The following is a 17,607-nucleotide window of genomic DNA, read 5'->3' on the forward strand; positions in this document are numbered from 1 at the left end:
GTTACGATGTCGTCATTTTTTCGCCAGCTGTCAAGCTGGCCGGGCGGCTGGTTGCAGCGCTTCGCTTGATTAGGCAGCATGCGCTGCTTTTGCATCAATGGATCTAGATAGAAGTTCATGAAGCCAAATACTGAAACGGCACTCGGTGCTGCACTTAAGTCCGCTGTACAAAGTCTGTCCAAGAAAAAGCAGACCGAGATGATCGCGGATCATGTTTACAGCAAGTTCGACGTTTTCCGCCAGTTTCGTCCGCTGGCCTTGGGCATCCATGAGAGCCTGATCGCGGCCTTGCCGCAGTTCGACTCGACGCTGATCTCCCGCGTGGTGGCCAATCACTGTCGCAAGCCGCGCTACGTCAAGTCACTGGCGCGCGGCGGCAAGCGTTTCGATCTGGCCAACAAGCCGGTGGGCGAAGTGAGCGCGGAAGAGAAAAAGGCGGCGGAACAAATGTCCGCGCCCAAGCCGGCCCCGGCCCCGGCTGCTGCGGCTCCGGCCGAACCCGCTGGCGACGCCGCGGAATAAGCGTGCCGCGGCCTCGTGGCAAGAACGTAAAACAGCCTGACAGATCCGTTTGTCAGGCTGTTTTGCATTGGCGAGGCGGAACATTGGCACCGGCGAGGCGGTCGCAGCAGAACGCGCCGCGCGGCGGCGCCGAATCAGGACAGGAGTAGAATACCCGGCATGAAACGTCTTTTCTTGTGGGCCGCCATGGCCCTGAGCTTGTCCGCTTGCAGCGCGTTGCAACAACTGGGCGCGCCCATCAGTTCGCATCCTTCCTCTCCGGCCAAGGGCCGGCAGCAGACGGCTCCGGCGCCCACCGCCAAGTCGGACGCTTTGTTGCGTGAGGCCAACCGTTTGGCAGACAAGGTCAAGAGCGGCGAACTGACCAGGCTGGCGGCTGCTGATCAGTTGGGCGCATTCCGGCTCAAGGCAGTGGGGTCCAACCCCGTCGACGACAACACCTTCGCCATGTACCGCTATCTGACGGTGGAGCGCGAGGCGGGGCGCATTGATCAGGATACGTTCCGAGCCAAGATGGATGAGCGTTTGCGGGAGTGGATGAGGCGCTGGCCCAAGATGAATCCCAAGCCGGCGGATCCCGCGTTCACTAACTTCCTGCTCAAACTCTACGGCTTGCCGGCCTTGGGAGCTTGAACATGGGCAAGAAAGCCAAGCCGGACGCTGCCGGCTGTCCCTGCGGACTGGGCGGCGATTACGCGGCCTGTTGCGGCCGTTACCTGAGCGAGGGCGGCGAGCCTGCGCCCACGGCGGTGGCCTTGATGCGTTCGCGCTATACCGCTTACGCGCGCGGCGACGAGGCGTATCTGCTGGCGAGCTGGCATCCCAGTACCCGGCCGCAGGCGCTGGACCTGGCCGCGGATGCAGGCGTGGTCAAATGGCTGGGCCTGGAGGTGCTGGCGACAGAGGCCGGCGGCGAGGCCGACGCCGAAGGGTGGGTGGAGTTTACCGCGCGCTATAAAGTGAGCGGCAAGGCCGAGCGCATGCGCGAGCGCAGCCGCTTTGCGCGCGAGGACGGCCGCTGGTTCTACGTGTCCGGCGAGTTGAGCTGAACTCGGTTCAGGCGGCGGATGTCGGCAGCAGGCTTTCGATCACGCGCTCCAGCGCCGCCGGCTTGACGTAGGGGGCGAAACGCCCGCGGATGCGCCCCTCGCCATCGATCAGAAACTTGGTGAAATTCCATTTGATGCGCCGGCTGCCCAGTAGACCAGGCTTGGCGGCGGCGAGATAGCGCCATAGCGGATGCGCATCCGCTCCATTGACATCAATCTTGGCGGACAAGGCGAAACTGACGCCAAAGTTCTTTTGACAGAACTGACCGATGGCGGAGGCGTTCCCCGGTTCTTGGCCGCCGAACTGATTGCAGGGAAAGCCGATGATTTCGAGGCCTTGATCGCGGTGGCGCTGGTACAGTTGTTCCAGGCCTGCCAATTGCGAGGTGAAGCCGCATTCGCTGGCGGTGTTGACCAACAGCAGCACTTTGCCGCGATAGTTCGCCAGCGGCAACGTCGGTCCGTTTAAAGTCTCAATGGAAAAATCATATATGTCCGGCATGTTTCCGCCCTTCGCCAAAGCGAAGATCATGGCAAGAAACCGGAAGAAGAGCAATTGAGCAGGGAGATAAAAAAAGGGGCGCAACGGCAAGGGGGAACCGCTACGCCCCAAGAAGAAATCAATTGCTGTACAAGGGCCGACCAACCGGGAAAGTCAGCTAACCCTCTGTTTATCCTAGAACATTAAGGTGAAATTGCGAGGACGGATTTGGCGTTGTTTAAATGACAAAGGGATGGCCAGGCCATCCCTTTTTTGCAGGTGGGAAGCGGTTCAGGGGCGCGGAAGCGTCACGCCCACCTGGCCCATGTATTTGCCGGCGCGGTCACTGTAGGACACGTCGCAAATTTCATCGGATTCAAAGAACAGCACCTGGGCCACGCCCTCGTTGGCGTAGATTTTGGCCGGTAGCGGCGTGGTGTTGGAGAACTCCAGGGTTACGTAGCCTTCCCATTCCGGCTCGAACGGGGTGACGTTGACGATGATGCCGCAACGGGCGTAAGTGGACTTGCCCAGGCATACGGTCAACACCGAGCGCGGAATGCGGAAATATTCGACGGTGCGAGCCAGCGCGAAGCTGTTGGGCGGGATGATGCAATAGCCCTTGCCGGAGACTTCCACGAAGGAGTTGGGGTCGAAGTTTTTAGGATCGACGATGGTGCTGTTGATATTGGTGAATACCTTGAATTCGTCGGCGCAGCGGATATCGTAGCCGTAGCTGGAGGTGCCGTAGGAGATCACCTTCTGGCCATCCACCATCTTGATCTGGTTGGCCTCGAAGGGTTCGATCATGTTGTACTCGTCCGCCATCCGGCGAATCCATTTGTCCGATTTGATGCTCATTGTCTTTGGCCCGTAGCTTGTCGATTGATTGTCCGCGATTTTAACCGCAAGCGCTGTGGGCGGCTATCGATAATCCAAGGCTGATCCGGATAGGACAATGCTATTGATGCAGGTCAAGCAGCGCGGGAATTGCCGCGGTTGGCCGATATTCGCGTGGTTTGGCTGGATATACTAATGCAAACCATTCTCGTTATTGATCGGATCATCATGTTGACTTTGGATGTATTTCCCGCTGGCCGCCACGGCGTGGTCGACCGTCTGGAGCTGGCCGAAGAGGCCATGCGTCGCGTCGCCGCCTTCGGTCTGACGCCGGGGTGCCGTTTTTATTTGCGCCGGGCGGCGCCCTTGGGCGGACCTTTGTTGCTGGATGTCGGCGCCACCCGCTTCCTGCTGCGGCGCAGTCTGGCGCGTTTCATCGTGGCGAGGGTGGAAGCATGAAGCGTTTCGCCCTGATCGGCTTGCCGAACACCGGCAAGTCCACTTTATTCAACCGCCTAACCGGCATGTCCCAGCGCGTTGGCAACTGGCCGGGCCTGACCATAGAACTGAGCAGCGCGCGGGTGTTGCTGGGCGGCCACATGGTGGAGTTGGTGGATTTGCCCGGCGTTCATGATTTAACCGGCTATTCCGACGATGAGGCGGTGGTGCGCGACGTGTTGCTGGCCAGCGCTTTCGACGGCGCCATCCTAGTGCTCAACGCCAGCCAGTTGGACCGGCAATTGCCGCTGGCTTTGCAGGTGTTGGCCAGCGGTCTCAATTGCCAGCTTGTGCTGAATATGGCGGACGAGGCCAAGGCATTGGGCGTGAGCCTGGACGTGGAGCGTTTGTCGGAACGTCTGGGCGCGCCGGTATCGCTGGTGTCGGCCAGACATATGCAAGGCTGGCCGCCGCTGATGGCGAGTTTGAACCGGCTGGCCAACGACGACGCTCCAGCCGCGAGAGCCATGCTGGACGCGGTACCGGATACCCAGGCGGCGATGGCGGAGGCCAAACACTTGCTGGACGGCTGCTGGGCCTTGCCGCCGATGCTGCCGGCGAGGCTGACCGAAAAGATCGACCACTGGCTGATGCATCCGTGGCTGGGTTTGCCGCTGTTCTTCGCATTGATGGCGCTGTTGTTCAATCTGACTTATCAGATCGGCACGCCTTTGCAGGAGCTGGCCGGGGCCGGGCTGGACTGGGTCAAGGAGCAGGCGCTGGCGCCCTTGCTCGCGCCGTTGCCTGAGATTGTGCAGAGCCTGGCGCTGGACGGGATCTGGCAGGGCGTGTCGACGGTGCTGACCTTCGCGCCCATTTTGCTGGTGTTCTTCGTACTGATGGCGATGGTGGAGGATTCCGGCTATCTGGCGCGCGCCGCCTATCTGACCGATGCCTTTATGGCTCGATTGGGGCTGGATGGCCGCGGCTTCGTGATGCAGTTGATGGGGTTTGGCTGCAATGTGCCGGCCATCCTGGGCACCCGGGTGATGCGAGAGCGCAAGCAGCGGCTGCTGACCATGCTGGTGATTCCATTCTCGTTGTGCTCGGCGCGACTGCAGGTGGTGGTGTTTTTCGCCGGATTGCTGTTCACGGCGGCGCAGGCGCCGTGGGTGTTGATGGGGCTTTATCTGATGAGCTTCGCCGTCGCGGTGTTCACCGCTTGGGTGTTCAAGCGTCGCTACGCCGGGGGCGAGGCCTTCTTGCTGGAAGTGCCGCCGTATCGGCTGCCCGGCTTGAGCCATTTGCTTGGCCGGGCGGTGGGCGAGGTGCGGGCCTTCCTGCAGCTGGCTTCCAGCTTCATCCTGTTGGGGGTGGTGTTGGTCTGGTTGCTGACTCATGTGCCGGCCGGCGATGGCAAGACGCTGGCCGACGTCTTGGGCAGCCTGTTGGCCCCAGTGTTGGACCCGATCGGCATTCGCCACGAGCTGGCGGCGGCCTTGTTGTTCGGTTTCATCGCCAAGGAAATTCTGCTGGGCAGCCTGGCTGTGATCTACGGGGTGTCGGAGGCGGGTCTGGGCGCTGTCCTGCTGCAACATCTGGACTGGCGTTCGGCGATGAGCTTCCTGATCTTCACCTTGATCTACGTGCCTTGCCTGTCCACGGTGGCGGCGATGTACCGCGAGTCGCGCAGCAAGTCCTATACCGCGATGGCGGTGGCGTGGTCGGTGGGCCTGGCCTGGCTGTTGTCGTTCGTGTTTTACCAAGCCAGCGTGCATCTGTGGCCTTGAGGGCTTAGAATGAATGGCTTGCGAATTCCGTTCGCGCCGGCGGATAGCCGGCGTCATTGAACTACAACAAGAGGTCGTTATGCAAGGTGATCCCAAAACCATCGAGTTGCTGAACGAACTGCTGGCGGAAGAACTATCCGCCGCGGACCAGTATTTCATCCACGCCGAGATGTACAAGGACTTCGGCCTGCACAAGCTGTTCGAGCGCATCGACCATGAACGCGAGGACGAGCTGTCGCACGCGCGGGTGCTGATCGCGCGCACCCTGTTCTTGCAAGGCAAGCCCAATGTGGCCAAGCGCGTGCCCATCGTGGTGGGGGAGAACGTGCGGGCGATGCTGGCCAGCGATCTGGAAGTGGAGTACCGCGTCGGCAATCTGCTGAAAAAAGTAGTCGCCCACTGCGAGAGCGTGAAGGACTACGTGACGCGTCAGGAACTGATGGTGTTGCTGGAAGAGACCGAGAACGATCACGCCCACTGGCTGGAGCAGCAGCTGCGTCTGATCGATATGGTGGGCGAACAGAACTACATTCAGTCACAAATGTAAGCGCAGGGTATGTTGACCTTGAGACGGCCGCCTTTCGAGCGGCCGTTTGTTTTGCCGCCGCCGCGCGGGTTTTGACATGGCGCAGCATGGCCGGGCCCGTCTCCGTCTATCATCGTCGGCAGATAAATTTGCCGGAGGGCGCGATGTCGCTGGATCTATCCGTTTCCTGGCTGGGCATGAAGATGTCCAGCCCCTTGTTCAACGCTTCCGGCGTCTATTGCCGCACGCGGGAGGAACTGGAGCGGGTGCGCCGTTCCGCCGCCGGCGCGGTGCTGACCAAGAGTTGCACGCTGGAAGCGCGCGCCGGCAATCCCGAGCCGCGTTACCGACGCACCGCGCTGGGCAGCATCAATTCCATGGGCCTTCCCAACGAGGGCTACCGCTATTATCTGGACTACGCCCAGGCTTACGACGACCCCAAGCCGCTGTTCCTGTCCGTGTCCGGCATGACGCTGGACGATACTCTGACCATTCTGGCCGAGCTGGCGGCGCTCAAGCTGCCTTGCCTGCCCGAGGTCAACCTGTCCTGCCCCAATCTGCCGGGCAAGCCGCAGTTGGGCTATGACTTCGCCGCCAGCGCCGAGGCCCTGGAGGCGATCAGCCGTGGCTATGCTCGGCCGTTCGGCGTCAAGCTGCCGCCGTATTTCGATCCGGCGCATTTCGCCGCCATGGCCGCGGTGTTGAACGCTTTCCCGCTGTTGCGCTTCGTCACCTGCATCAACTCGGTGGGCAACGGCCTGGTGATAGACCTGGACAGCGAGTCCGCGGTGATCAAGCCCAAGGGCGGCTTGGGCGGGCTGGGCGGCGATTATGTTTTGCCGACGGCGCTGGCCAATGTGCGCGAGTTCGCCGTGCTGCTGACGGACAAGCATGTGATCGGCTGCGGAGGCGTGAAGAGCGGAGCCGAGGCATTCATGCATATCCTGGCCGGCGCCACCGCCGTGCAGGTGGGAACCTGCCTGCACGAGGAGGGCGTCGGCGCCTTCGACCGCATTGAGGCGGAACTGGCCGCCATCATGCAGGCCAAGGGCTATCGGCGGCTGGAGGACTTCCGCGGGCGTCTGAAGACGCTGTGAGCACATGAAAAAAGCCCGGAGAGTCCGGGCTTTTTCTAAGGACCTGTTTACGATCGCGCGACGCAGCGGATCGTCAACACCTCCTTAGCGGGTGATCGGCTTGTAGCGGATACGTTTGGGCTTGGCGGCTTCCTCGCCCAGGCGCTTCTTCTTGTCGGCTTCGTATTCCTGATAGTTGCCGTCGAAGAAGGTCCATTGCGACTCGCCTTCCGCCGCCAGAATATGGGTGGCGATGCGGTCCAGGAACCAGCGGTCGTGCGAGATCACGAACACGGTGCCGGCGTATTCCAGCAAGGCGTCTTCCAGCGCCCGCAAGGTTTCCACGTCAAGGTCGTTCGACGGTTCGTCCAGCAGCAGCACGTTGCCGCCCTTGAGCAGGGTTTTGGCCAGGTGCAGGCGGCCGCGTTCGCCGCCGGAGAGCATGCCCACTTTCTTCTGCTGGTCGGCTCCCTTGAAGTTGAAGCGGCCGAGATAGGCGCGGCTGGACATCTCGAATTTGCCGACGGTGAGGATGTCGGCGCCGGCGGCCACGTCCTCGAACACGGTCTTGTCGCCGTCCAGGCCCTCGCGGGTCTGCTCGACAAAGGCCATCTGCACGGTCTGGCCGATGCTGACTTCGCCGCTGTCCGGCTGTTCTTTGCCGGCGATCATCTTGAACAAGGTCGATTTACCCGCGCCGTTGGGGCCGATGATGCCGACGATGGCGCCCGGCGGAGCCTTGAAGCTCAGGTTGTCGATCAGCAGGCGGTCGCCGAAGCCCTTGGACACGCCTTTGAACTCGATGACTTCATTGCCCAGGCGCTCGGCCACGGGGATGAAGATTTCCTGGGTCTCGTTGCGTTTTTGAGTTTCGTAGCTGGACAGCTCTTCGAAACGGGCCAAACGCGCCTTGGACTTGGCTTGGCGGCCTTTCGGGTTCTGACGCACCCATTCCAGCTCCTGCTTCATCGCCTTCATGCGGGCGCCTTCGCTCTTGGCTTCCTGCGCCAGGCGGGCTTCCTTTTGTTCCAGCCAGCTGGAGTAATTGCCTTTCCACGGAATGCCTTCGCCGCGGTCCAGTTCCAGAATCCACTCGGCGGCGTTGTCCAGGAAGTAGCGGTCGTGGGTGACGGCCACCACGGTGCCGGGGAAGCGCACCAGGAATTGTTCCAGCCATTCCACGGACTCCGCGTCCAGGTGGTTGGTGGGTTCGTCCAGCAGCAGCATGTCGGGTTTGGACAGCAGCAGCTTGCACAGCGCCACGCGGCGCTTCTCGCCGCCGGACAGCGGGCCGATCTTGGCGTCCCACGGCGGCAGGCGCAGCGCGTCGGCGGCGATTTCCAGCTGGTGTTCGACGTTGTCATTGGCGCCGGCGGCGATGATGGCCTCCAGCTTGGCTTGTTCTTCGGCCAGCGCGTCGAAGTCGGCGTCCGCTTCAGCGTAGGCGGCGTACACTTCTTCCAGGCGCTTTTGCGCGCCCATTACGTCGCCCATGCCGCTTTCCACTTCCTCGCGCACGGTTTTTTCGGGGTCCAGCTGCGGTTCCTGCGGCAGGTAGCCGATTTTGACGCCGGCCAGGTGTTGCACCTCGCCCTCGTATTCTTTGTCCGCGCCGGCCATGATGCGCAGCACGGTGGATTTACCGGCGCCGTTCAGGCCCAGCAGGCCGATCTTGGCGCCGGGGAAGAAGGACAGGGAGATGTCCTTGATGATCTGGCGCTTGGGCGGAACGATCTTGCTCACGCGGAGCATGGACATTACATATTGTGCCATCGGTATTCACGCTGGATTGAAGGGGATAAACCCGGATTCTACCAAATCCCCTGGTTTAGGCCAGCCGCGCGGCCATGGAGCCGGCCGCTAGAACAGTAGCGCCAGCGCCGCCGTGGCCAGCATGGCGAAAGCGCAGGCTACCTTGGCCACCGCGCCGACGATGAAGCCGATGAAGGTGCCGATGCCGACTTTGCCTGCTTGAAAGGCATCCTTGCGAGCGATGAACTCGCCGATGACGGCGCCGACCAGCGGGCCGAGCAGCACGCCCGCCAAGCCGAAGAACATGCCCACGATGCCGCCGATGAAGGCGCCCCACAGCGCCTGGCTGCTGGCGCCGCTGGCTTTTGCGCCAAGCAGGCCGGCGAAGAAATCTATCACCAGGCCCAATGCGGTGAGCAGGGCCATGATGATCAGACTGATCGCGCCCAGGTGGTTGAAGTTGTCCAGCCAGGCGGCCAGGAGCAGGCCGCCGAACATCAGCGGCAAGCCGGGGATGATGGGCAGCATGGTGCCTGCCAGACCGGCGACGATGAGCAGGGCGGCGAGACTGTAGCCGGCGATTTCCATGGTGGTCCTTGCGGGGATGCGCCCGCGGCGAAGCCGCGGGCCGGATGTCAGCGGGTGTACTCTTCCAGCAGCTGCAATTGCGCGCAATGCGGCTTGCCGCGGGAGGTGCGGCGCTTGTAGCCGCCGTCCGGCTGCATGTCCCAGGCGTTGACGTTGTCGTCCAGATAGAGGCGCAGCGCCTCTTTGATCACCCGGCGCTTGAGCTTGGCGTCGATGATGGGCACGCAGGTTTCGATGCGGCGGAAGAAGTTGCGGCCCATCCAGTCGGCGCTGGCGATCAGCAGGTCTTCTTTGCGGTCGTTGTGGAAGTAGAACACGCGCGGGTGTTCCAGGAAGCGGCCGACGATGGAGCGCACGCTGATATTCTCGGACAGCCCCGGCACGCCCGGCCGCAGCGCGCACACGCCGCGCACGATGAGCTGGATCTTGACCCCGGCCTGGCTGGCGCGGTACAGCGCGTGGATCACCTGGCTTTCCAGCAAGGCGTTCATCTTGGCGATGATCTGCGCCGGCTTGCCGGCCTGGGCGTGGGCGATTTCGCGGTCTATCGCCTCCATTACCATGCTGTGTAGCGTGAACGGGCTCTGGAACAGCAGCTTGAGCTGGCTGGCGCGGCCCAGGCCGGTCAGCTGCACGAAGATGTCGTTGACGTCGCTGGCGATCTGTTCATTGCAGGTCAGCAGGCCGAAGTCGGTGTAGAGGCGAGCGGTGCGCGGGTGGTAGTTGCCGGTGCCCAAGTGGACGTAGCGGCGAAGGCCGTGTTCTTCGCGGCGCACCACCATCAGCATCTTGGCGTGCACCTTGTAGCCGATCACGCCATAGACCACGTGGGCGCCGGCGTCCTCCAGCCGGCTGGCCCAGCTGATATTGGCTTCTTCGTCGAAGCGCGCCATCAGCTCCACCACCACGGTCACCTGCTTGCCTGCGCGGGCGGCGGCGATCAGCGATTCCATCAGCACCGAGTCGGTGCCGGTGCGGTACACCGTCATCTTGATGGCCACCACATGGGGATCGGACGCCGCCAGCGTCAGCATGTCAATCACCGGCTGGAAGCTCTGGAACGGGTGGTGCAGCAGAATATCGCCCTTGCGGATGGCATCGAACAGCGGCGTCTTCTTGCGCAGTATCTCCGGCAGCGTGGGGATGAAGGGAGTGAATTTCAGGTCCGGCCTATCCACCAGGTCCGGCACCTGCATCAGCCGCACCAGATTGACCGGGCCGTTGACGCGGTAGACGTCGCGCGGCTTCAGGTTGAACTGGGTCAGCAGGAATTCTTCCATATGCAACGGGCAGGTATCGGCGATCTCCAGCCGCACCGCGTCGCCGAACTGGCGCTGGCGCAATTCGCCTTGCAGGGCGGTACGCAGGTTTTTCACGTCTTCGTCTTCCACCGTCAGTTCGCTGTCGCGGGTGACGCGGAACTGGTAGCAGCCCTTGACCGCCATGCCGCTGAACAGCTCATGCACATGGGAATGGAGGATGGAGGACAGGAAGACGAAGGTGTGGCGATGGCCGTCGCTGACGTCCGCCGGCAATTTGATCACCCGCGGCAGGATGCGCGGCGCCTGGACGATGGCGATGCCGGAGGCGCGGCCGAAGGCGTCGCGCCCTTCCAGCTCCACCGCGAAGTTCAAGGATTTGTTCAGCACCTTGGGGAAGGGGTGGGACGGGTCGAGGCCGATGGGGGTGAGGATGGGCATCAACTCGCGGAAGAAGAAGTCCTTCACCCATTGCTGTTGAGCGGGGCTCCATTCGTTGCGGCGCAGGAAGATGATGTTTTCCTCGCGAAGCGCCGGAAACAGCACTTCGCTCATCACGGCGTACTGGTCGCGCACCAGTTGGTGCGCGGCGGTGGCCACCTTGGCCAGCGCCTGCTCAGGCGTGGTGCCGTCCGCCAGGATGCGCTCCGGCGTGACCTCGGCGGTTTCCTGCAGCCAGGCCACTCGCACTTCGAAGAACTCATCCATGTTGGAGGACACAATGCACAGGAATTTCAGCCGTTCCAGCAGCGGCAGGTTGGCGTCTTCCGCCTGGGCCAGCACGCGGCGGTTGAATTCTAGAAGGCCAAGTTCGCGGTTGATCAGCAGGTCTTGCGTGTGTGACATACGAGGTTCAAGCCAACAGTGGAGAGTTCAGGGAAAAATAAAGCCCTCGCTTGGAGGGCTGGGCATGGCGATTAGTTCTGCGGCGGAGTGTAGCCGGCGGGAGCGTCGGCGCCGTCGCCGAAGAAGTAGGCTTCCAACTGCGCGGCCAGATACTGGCGGGCGCGGGCGTCGGCCAGGCTCAGGCGGTTTTCGTTGATCAGCATGGTCTGATAGCGCAGCCAGCCTTGCCAGGCTTCTTTCGAGACGTTGTCAAACACTCGCTTGCCCAGTTCGCCCGGCAGCGGCGGGAAGTCGAGGGCTTCGGCTTCGCGGCCCAGCTTGACGCAATTGACGGTTCTGCTCATGGCGCAATCCTTAAAATATCAGAAAAAGGTTAATTCAATATTGTGTCACAGAGATGAAACGCTTCCAACCACGATGCGGCCCGAGAGCCCGTTCACGATCTTGTGAGCCAAGACGAAAACGGCTGAGAAAGCGGAGCGTAGGAGCGGTACATGAGCATTTCAAAGGGATACTCAGTGTGTAACGCTCCACAACGCGCAGCAGATCGTGAACAGGTTCTTGGATTCACAAGGCCTTGACGAACACCTTTGATCGACGCTGATAGTTATAGAACTGCTGCCGCGCCAGCGGCAGCGCGCTCTTGTCCGCTTCGGCGAAGCCCCGCTCCACGAACCAGTGCGCGGTTTGGGTGGTAAGCACGAACAGCGACTGCAAGCCTTGGGTGCGGGCCTGGTATTCCACGTGTTTGAGCAGCATCTCGCCAAAGCCGCCGTCGCGTTTGTCTTGAGCCACCGCCAGGCAGGCCAGTTCGGCGGTGCCGGCGTCGGGGAAGGGGTGCATGGCCACGCAACCATAGATCTTGCCGTCGTGCTCCAGCACCGAATATTCGCCGATCTCCACCTCCAGATGCTCGCGGCTGCGCTTGACCAGCACGCCTTGCTCTTCCAGCGGCTGGATCAGGCCGATGATGTCGCCGATGTCTTCGATGCTGGCGTTGCGCACTCGCACCAGCGGGTCGCGGGCGATCATGGTGCCATTGCCGCCGCGGGTGAAGTGTTCCACCAGCAGCGCGCCGTCGGCGTGACGGCTAATCAAGTGGGCACGGGGAATGCCTTCTCGGGTGGCGCGGATGGCGTAGGGCAGGTAGGCGCTGACGTCATCCTGCAGCCGGCCGGAGGCCAGCAGGTCTTCGGCCTGCTGTGCGGTCAGCGTGCTGATCAGTTCCTCGTCCAGCATCACGCCGCGCTGCTCGATCACGAAAATCAGTTTTTCCGCTTTCAGGGTAATGGCGACGTGGGTGGCCAGTTCTTCCATGGTCAGATTGAAGGCCTCGCCGGTCAGCGAATAGCCGATGGGCGACAGCAGCACCAGCTCGCCGTGGTCGAGGCGGGCGCGGATGGCGGCGCCGTCGGCGCGGCGCACCTGGCCGGTGTATTGCATGTCCACGCCATCGAGCACGCCCAGAGGCTGGGCGGTGACGAAGTTGCCGCCGGCCACGCGCAGGTGGGCGCCGTGCATTGGCGAATTGGGCATGCCCATGGACAGCAGCGCCTCGATGTCGCAGCGGGTGGCGCCGGCCGCTTTCTTGACCACGTCCATGGTGGCGGCGTCGGTGACGCGGCGGTCGCGGTGGAAGAGGCGGGCGATGCCGTGGCGTTTCAACAGGCCCTCGATCTGCGGACGGATGCCGTGCACCAGCACGATGCGCACGCCCAGGCTGACCAAGAGGTTGATGTCCTGCGCCAGGCTGGCGAATTCTCCGTCTTGCAAGGTTTCGCCGCTGACGGCCAGCACGAAGGTCTTGCCGCGGTAGGCGTTGATGTAGGGGGCGGCTTCGCGAAAGGAAAGCACGAATTCGCGGGTAAGCATGGGTCAGCGGCTCCGGCCGGAAAACTAGGGTTAAGCCGGATAGCGTAGCAGGAATGACGGTGTTTTGCAGGAGGACAATATAGCACGCGCATGAAAAACGCCCCTGGCGAAACCAGGGGCGCGTTGTGGCCTCGGAAGCGGGGTCAACTGCCTTTTTTCTGCAGGATCTGTTGTACCTTGAGGATGTTCAGCGCCTGCGACAGCTGGTTGTCGTTTTTAGGGTTGGGGTCGCGCGGGCCGAACTGGCTCTTTTCTTCCGGCTTGGCCTTGTCCTTGCCGTCGTCCGGCTTGGCGGGGGCGGGTTGCGGCGCTGGCGCGGGTTTGGCGTTGCTCTTGGGCGCCGGCTTGTCCTCGCCGTTGGGGTTGGCCAAGTGGTTTTCCAGGTCCGCTTCGCGAACGCGGATGGCTTGCTCGGCCGCGGTCAGCGTGCCGTCTTCCACTACCACGTCGGGCACGATGCCCTTGGCCTGGATTGAGCGGCCGTTCGGCGTGAAGTAGCGGGCGGTGGTCAGCTTGATGCCGCCGGCGTTGCCCAGCGGCATGATGGATTGCACCGAGCCCTTGCCGAAGGTCTGCGTGCCCACCAACACCGCGCGTTTGTGGTCTTGCAGCGCGCCGGCGACGATTTCCGACGCCGAGGCGGAGCCGCCGTTGACCAGCACGACCAGAGGCACGTTGCGGGCTTCCACCGGCAGCCGGGCCAGCGGATCGCTGCCGTTGGGACGGGCGTAGTTCTGCAGATTGGCGGTCAGCCGCATCTTGGCGTCCGGGGTGCGGCCTTCGGTGTAGACCACCAACTGGTTCTTGGCCAGGAAGGCGGCCGACACGCCAACCGCTCCGTTGAGCAGGCCGCCCGGATCGTCGCGCAGGTCCAGCACCAGGCCTTTCAGCGCCTGTTTGTTTTCCTTGTAAAGCGCCTGCACGCCGGCGGCCAGGTCCTCGGAGGTGTGCTCTTGGAATTGGGTGATGCGCACATAGCCGAAGTCCGGTTCTAGCAGCTTGTATTTGACGCTCTTGGTCTTGATCACCGCGCGCGCCAGCGTGAACACCAGGGGCTTGGTTTCAGACTTGCGGGCGATGGTCAGCGTGACCTTGGTGCCCGGCTTGCCGCGCATTTTCTTCACCGCGTCGGTCAGGGACAGACCGCGCACCGGGGTGTCGTCGATCTTGATGATCAGGTCGCCGCTCTTGATGCCGGCCTTCTGCGCCGGGGTGTCCTCGATGGGCGACACCACCTTGACCAAGCCGTCCTCGGCGCCGATTTCGATGCCGAGGCCGCCAAATTCGCCCTGAGTGCCTTCCTTGAGTTCCTTGAAGGCTTCCGGGTCCATGTAGTCGGAGTGCGGGTCCAGGCCGGTCAGCATGCCCTTGATGGCCGCGGTGATGAGCTTCTTGTCTTCCACCGGGTCGACGTAGTCTTGCTTGATGCGGCCAAACACTTCGGCGAAGGTGCGCAGCTCGCTTAGCGGCAGCGGGGATTCGCCCTTGTCGGCAAAGGCTTGCATGCTGAGCGTCAGCACGCCGCCGGCCATGGCGCCGGCCACTAGCCAGGCAATCTTCTTCATTCTTTGGCTGCTCATGTTTGTTATCTGTCTCCGTTGCCTGGCTCAGCGCGCCCAGGCTTGCGGGTTTAGGGGGCGTCCCATGTGTCGGATTTCAAAGTACAGGCCGGATTCGCCGCTGTCCAGTGTTCCAGTGTTGCCGATCGTGTCGCCGGCCTTGACGCTGCTGCCTACGGATTTACCTATTACGGATAGTCCGGTATAGACCGTCATATAGTTGCCGCCATGGTCGACCAGGATGGCATTGCCGAAGCCGCGCAATTGATCGGCGAATACTACGGTGCCGTCGGCCACGCTGCGAACCGGGGTGCCGTTGGCGGTTTGAATGAACACGCCTTTCCAGCTGACGCCTTGCTGGCGCGGTTTGCCGAAGCGGCCTACCAATTGTCCGGCCACCGGCATTTTCATTCTGCCCTGCAGGCTGACGAAGGCGCGGCCGGCGGCGCTGTCGTCGGCCACGTCGGTGATGGCTTCCTCTTTCACTGTCACTGTCTGCTTGGCTTCCTCCGGCACAGGCTTGCCTTGTTTCTTGGCGTTTGCAGCCAGCTTGCGGCGGCGTTCGTTCTCTTTGCGAGCCGCTTCGCGGGCGGCGGCCAGCTTGGCCTTGCGTTCTTCCGCCGCCTTGCGCGCGATCTCCGCGCGGCGGCGCTGGATTTCCCGGTTGATCTGGGCGATCAGGCCAGTCAGGCGTTTTTCGTTTTCCTGCAACTGGCTCAGTTTGCTCTGCCCGGTCTTGATTTCACCGGTGACCTTGTTGAGTTCTTGCTGCTGGCTGGCCTTGTCCTGCTGCAAGGAACTCTTTTCCTGGCTCTTGCGGTTTGACAGCGAGTTAAGGCGGGCCAGTTCCTGTTCCAGTTGGAAGGACAACGCTTCCAGCTCGTGCTGGTGGGTGATCAACTGGGCGACCAACTGCTGCTGAGCGCGGGCGATGTGCTGGTAGTAGGCGAGGTCGCGAGCGCTCTGATTGGGGTCGTTCGCGTTCATCATCAGCTTCATCGCGTCGTGCTGGCCGCTCTTGTACTGGCGCGCCAGCATCTGGCCTACGCGTTGGCGCACCGCCGCCAGGCTGTTGCGGCTGGCGTTGATCTGGGCGCGCAGCGCCTCTAGCTGCTGCTCCGAGCTGCTTTGTTTTTTCTCCAGCTTCACCAGCGCCTGGGTGGTCTGGCTAATGGCTTGTTCCGACTCCTTGATCGCCGATTGCGCCTCTTTTTGCACCGCCTGTTTTTGGGCAATGTCTTTTTTCAGCGTATCGATTTCCTTGCGCACCGATTTGAGGTCTTGCTGGTGCGGGGCGGTGGACAGCGCGGCGGAGGCCGGAGGCGCGGCGTGGCTGGCTCCGGCGATCAAGGCCGCCATCAGGACATAAGGTTTCATTGCCGGGAATATGCTTTCTACTTGGGCCGCGGACCAACAAGCGCGCCGTCCGCGGGCGGCGCGCTTGGGTCGATGACGCCGGCGGAGCCGGCGGCGGGGCTTATTGGAATTCGATCAACGATTGACCGCTCATCTCCGCCGGTTGTTCCAGGCCCATCATTGCCAGCAGCGACGGCGCGATGTCGCGCAGCGAACCGCCGGAGCGGATCCGGGCCGGACGGCCGACATAGAGGAAGGGCACCGGGCTCAAGGTGTGCTGGGTATGCGGCTGGTGGTGCTCGGCATCGTACATTTGTTCGCAGTTTCCGTGGTCGGCGGTGATCAATACCTCGCCGCCGGCGGCGCGCATCGCTTCCACACAGCGGCCGATGCAGCCGTCCAGCGCTTCCACCGCCTTGACCGCGGCGTCGAAGATGCCGCTATGGCCCACCATGTCGCCGTTGGCGTAATTGCAGATGATGGCTTGGTATTGGCCGGAGGCGATGGCGGCGACGATTTTGTCGGTGACTTCGCCGGCGCTCATTTCTGGTTGCAGGTCGTAAGTGGCCACCTTGGGCGATTGCACCAGAATGCGGTCTTCTCCAGGATATACCTGCTCTTCGCCGCCGTTGAAGAAATAGGTGACGTGCGGATATTTCTCGGTTTCGGCGATGCGCAGCTGCTTCAGACCCTGGCTGGCCAGGTATTCGCCGAAGCCGTTGCTGATCTTCTGAGGCGGGTAGGCGATGGACAAGCGGCTGTAGGCTTCGCCGTAGGAGGTCAAGGTGACGAAGTCTGCGAACTTGGGTTGGCGAGCCTGGAAGCCGTCGAAAGCCGGGTCGGTCAGCGCGCTGACCAGTTGGCGCGCGCGGTCGGCGCGGAAGTTCATGAATATAACGACGTCGCCGTCACGCATCGGGGCGGCTTCGCCGATGGCGGTGGCTTTGACGAACTCGTCGTTCTCATCACGGGCGTAGGCCGCTTCCAGCGCTTCCAGGCCGTTGCGTGAGTGGAACAGGCCTTCGCCCTCCACCAGCAGGCGATAAGCCGGCTCCACGCGTTCCCAGCGCTTGTCGCGGTCCATTGCCCAGTAGCGGCCGGTCACGGACGCCAGGCGCGCGGCGGGGCATTCGGCCAGCACCGCGTCCAGCCGCTCCAGATAGGTCTTGGCGCTGCGCGGCGGCGTATCGCGGCCGTCGAGGAAAGCGTGCACGCGGATGCGGGCGACGCCGGCAGCCTGGGCCGCGCGGATCAGCGAGTGGATGTGGTTTTCATGGCTGTGAACGCCGCCGTCGGACAGCAGGCCCATGATGTGCAGCGTCGAATCCTTGGCTTTGGCGATGGCGGAAACCAACGCGGGGTTGGAGGCGAAGCGGCCGTCTTCGATGTCGCAGTCGATGCGGCTGATGTCCTGTTGCACCACGCGGCCGGCGCCGATGTTGAGGTGGCCCACTTCGGAATTGCCGAACTGGCCGGAGGGCAGGCCGACGAAGTTTTCCGAGGCGTTGATGGTGCCGTAGGGGAAGGTCTGGCGCAGACGATTCCAGTTAGGCATCGAGGCATGAAGAATAGCGTTGTCATCGCCTTCGGTGCGATGGCCAAAACCGTCGAGAATCAACAACAACACCGGTTTGATGGATTTCATGGCATTCA

17 protein-coding genes are annotated in these 17,607 nt (G+C 62.5%); 7 read left to right on the forward strand and 10 right to left on the reverse strand.

From position 1 onward, the window contains the following. The first annotated feature begins 117 nt into the window (after nt 1-117). The 3 genes from ACUXV1_RS18025 (at nt 118) to ACUXV1_RS18035 (ending at nt 1,571) form a co-directional block, all read left to right on the forward strand. A complete protein-coding gene (locus ACUXV1_RS18025) occupies nt 118-522 on the forward strand; it encodes a ProQ/FINO family protein (RefSeq protein WP_203391259.1) in 405 nt (134 codons plus the stop codon). Between the two features lie 159 nt (nt 523-681). Continuing rightward, nucleotides 682-1,155, forward strand: coding sequence for a hypothetical protein (locus tag ACUXV1_RS18030; RefSeq protein ID WP_043638583.1), 474 nt, complete (start codon nt 682-684; stop codon nt 1,153-1,155). 2 nt (nt 1,156-1,157) lie between these two features. Continuing rightward, nucleotides 1,158-1,571 (forward strand): YchJ family protein, encoded by a 414-nt coding sequence (locus tag ACUXV1_RS18035; RefSeq protein WP_081551014.1) that lies wholly within the window; start codon nt 1,158-1,160, stop codon nt 1,569-1,571. Between the two features lie 7 nt (nt 1,572-1,578). Here ACUXV1_RS18035 and ACUXV1_RS18040 read toward each other — a convergent pair whose 3' ends face one another. After that, entirely contained in the window at nt 1,579-2,073 is a 495-nt protein-coding gene (locus ACUXV1_RS18040; protein ID WP_081551046.1) for a glutathione peroxidase, read from the reverse strand. Between the two features lie 270 nt (nt 2,074-2,343). Continuing rightward, nucleotides 2,344-2,913, reverse strand: coding sequence for a dCTP deaminase (gene dcd / locus ACUXV1_RS18045; RefSeq protein WP_019100498.1), 570 nt, complete (start codon nt 2,911-2,913; stop codon nt 2,344-2,346). A gap of 174 nt (nt 2,914-3,087) precedes the next feature. Between dcd and ACUXV1_RS18050 the strand changes: the two genes are divergently transcribed. The 4 genes from ACUXV1_RS18050 (at nt 3,088) to ACUXV1_RS18065 (ending at nt 6,743) form a co-directional block, all read left to right on the forward strand. Then, nucleotides 3,088-3,351, forward strand: coding sequence for a FeoA family protein (locus tag ACUXV1_RS18050; protein ID WP_043638578.1), 264 nt, complete (start codon nt 3,088-3,090; stop codon nt 3,349-3,351). Continuing rightward, nucleotides 3,348-5,120, forward strand: a complete 1,773-nt coding sequence (gene feoB, locus ACUXV1_RS18055; protein ID WP_446016126.1) for a ferrous iron transport protein B — start codon at nt 3,348-3,350, stop codon at nt 5,118-5,120. The genes ACUXV1_RS18050 and feoB overlap by 4 nt, the downstream gene beginning before the upstream one ends. A 79-nt stretch (nt 5,121-5,199) precedes the next feature. After that, complete coding sequence (gene bfr, locus ACUXV1_RS18060; RefSeq protein WP_043591049.1) at nt 5,200-5,667, forward strand: bacterioferritin; 468 nt, start codon at nt 5,200-5,202, stop codon at nt 5,665-5,667. 143 nt (nt 5,668-5,810) lie between these two features. Then, a complete protein-coding gene (locus ACUXV1_RS18065) occupies nt 5,811-6,743 on the forward strand; it encodes a dihydroorotate oxidase (RefSeq protein WP_446016127.1) in 933 nt (310 codons plus the stop codon). Nucleotides 6,744-6,827: 84 nt separating this feature from the next. Here ACUXV1_RS18065 and ettA read toward each other — a convergent pair whose 3' ends face one another. The 8 genes from ettA to gpmI form a co-directional block, all read right to left on the reverse strand. Beyond that, on the reverse strand, nt 6,828-8,495 hold the full coding sequence (ettA, locus tag ACUXV1_RS18070; protein WP_039753826.1) for an energy-dependent translational throttle protein EttA: 1,668 nt from the start codon (nt 8,493-8,495) through the stop codon (nt 6,828-6,830). A gap of 87 nt (nt 8,496-8,582) precedes the next feature. Further along, nucleotides 8,583-9,062 carry a DUF456 domain-containing protein gene (locus tag ACUXV1_RS18075; RefSeq protein ID WP_019100492.1) on the reverse strand — a complete coding sequence of 160 codons (480 nt, stop codon included), beginning with the start codon at nt 9,060-9,062 and terminating at the stop codon, nt 8,583-8,585. Between the two features lie 47 nt (nt 9,063-9,109). Further along, nucleotides 9,110-11,167 (reverse strand): polyphosphate kinase 1, encoded by a 2,058-nt coding sequence (gene ppk1 / locus ACUXV1_RS18080; protein WP_043638572.1) that lies wholly within the window; start codon nt 11,165-11,167, stop codon nt 9,110-9,112. Nucleotides 11,168-11,238: 71 nt separating this feature from the next. Continuing rightward, nucleotides 11,239-11,511, reverse strand: a complete 273-nt coding sequence (locus tag ACUXV1_RS18085; protein ID WP_019100565.1) for an oxidative damage protection protein — start codon at nt 11,509-11,511, stop codon at nt 11,239-11,241. Between the two features lie 223 nt (nt 11,512-11,734). Further along, nucleotides 11,735-13,039 (reverse strand): amino-acid N-acetyltransferase, encoded by a 1,305-nt coding sequence (gene argA, locus ACUXV1_RS18090; RefSeq protein ID WP_446016128.1) that lies wholly within the window; start codon nt 13,037-13,039, stop codon nt 11,735-11,737. A 143-nt stretch (nt 13,040-13,182) separates the two neighbouring features. Next, the gene (locus tag ACUXV1_RS18095) at nt 13,183-14,604 is read right to left on the reverse strand and encodes a S41 family peptidase (RefSeq protein ID WP_043638566.1); all 1,422 of its coding nucleotides are present in this window, start codon (nt 14,602-14,604) and stop codon (nt 13,183-13,185) included. 42 nt (nt 14,605-14,646) lie between these two features. Next, complete coding sequence (locus tag ACUXV1_RS18100; protein ID WP_043638563.1) at nt 14,647-15,975, reverse strand: murein hydrolase activator EnvC family protein; 1,329 nt, start codon at nt 15,973-15,975, stop codon at nt 14,647-14,649. Nucleotides 15,976-16,075: 100 nt separating this feature from the next. After that, nucleotides 16,076-17,599 carry a 2,3-bisphosphoglycerate-independent phosphoglycerate mutase gene (gene gpmI / locus ACUXV1_RS18105; RefSeq protein ID WP_194427814.1) on the reverse strand — a complete coding sequence of 508 codons (1,524 nt, stop codon included), beginning with the start codon at nt 17,597-17,599 and terminating at the stop codon, nt 16,076-16,078. Nucleotides 17,600-17,607 lie beyond the last annotated feature (8 nt).

This window comes from Chromobacterium sp. W521 (genome assembly GCF_052805975.1).

What these genes read in the sequence shown, in the direction of transcription:
- ACUXV1_RS18100 (WP_043638563.1), bottom strand. Translation starts at nt 15,975, where the DNA reads ATGAAACCTTATGTCCTGATGGCGGCCTTGATCGCCGGAGCCAGCCAC.
- ACUXV1_RS18085 (WP_019100565.1), bottom strand. Translation starts at nt 11,511, where the DNA reads ATGAGCAGAACCGTCAATTGCGTCAAGCTGGGCCGCGAAGCCGAAGCC.
- ACUXV1_RS18035 (WP_081551014.1), top strand. Translation starts at nt 1,158, where the DNA reads ATGGGCAAGAAAGCCAAGCCGGACGCTGCCGGCTGTCCCTGCGGACTG.
- argA (WP_446016128.1), bottom strand. Translation starts at nt 13,039, where the DNA reads ATGCTTACCCGCGAATTCGTGCTTTCCTTTCGCGAAGCCGCCCCCTAC.
- ACUXV1_RS18095 (WP_043638566.1), bottom strand. Translation starts at nt 14,604, where the DNA reads ATGAAGAAGATTGCCTGGCTAGTGGCCGGCGCCATGGCCGGCGGCGTG.
- ACUXV1_RS18040 (WP_081551046.1), bottom strand. Translation starts at nt 2,073, where the DNA reads ATGCCGGACATATATGATTTTTCCATTGAGACTTTAAACGGACCGACG.
- gpmI (WP_194427814.1), bottom strand. Translation starts at nt 17,599, where the DNA reads ATGAAATCCATCAAACCGGTGTTGTTGTTGATTCTCGACGGTTTTGGC.
- ACUXV1_RS18030 (WP_043638583.1), top strand. Translation starts at nt 682, where the DNA reads ATGAAACGTCTTTTCTTGTGGGCCGCCATGGCCCTGAGCTTGTCCGCT.
- feoB (WP_446016126.1), top strand. Translation starts at nt 3,348, where the DNA reads ATGAAGCGTTTCGCCCTGATCGGCTTGCCGAACACCGGCAAGTCCACT.
- ettA (WP_039753826.1), bottom strand. Translation starts at nt 8,495, where the DNA reads ATGGCACAATATGTAATGTCCATGCTCCGCGTGAGCAAGATCGTTCCG.
- ACUXV1_RS18075 (WP_019100492.1), bottom strand. Translation starts at nt 9,062, where the DNA reads ATGGAAATCGCCGGCTACAGTCTCGCCGCCCTGCTCATCGTCGCCGGT.
- bfr (WP_043591049.1), top strand. Translation starts at nt 5,200, where the DNA reads ATGCAAGGTGATCCCAAAACCATCGAGTTGCTGAACGAACTGCTGGCG.
- ACUXV1_RS18065 (WP_446016127.1), top strand. Translation starts at nt 5,811, where the DNA reads ATGTCGCTGGATCTATCCGTTTCCTGGCTGGGCATGAAGATGTCCAGC.
- dcd (WP_019100498.1), bottom strand. Translation starts at nt 2,913, where the DNA reads ATGAGCATCAAATCGGACAAATGGATTCGCCGGATGGCGGACGAGTAC.
- ACUXV1_RS18025 (WP_203391259.1), top strand. Translation starts at nt 118, where the DNA reads ATGAAGCCAAATACTGAAACGGCACTCGGTGCTGCACTTAAGTCCGCT.
- ACUXV1_RS18050 (WP_043638578.1), top strand. Translation starts at nt 3,088, where the DNA reads ATGCAAACCATTCTCGTTATTGATCGGATCATCATGTTGACTTTGGAT.
- ppk1 (WP_043638572.1), bottom strand. Translation starts at nt 11,167, where the DNA reads ATGTCACACACGCAAGACCTGCTGATCAACCGCGAACTTGGCCTTCTA.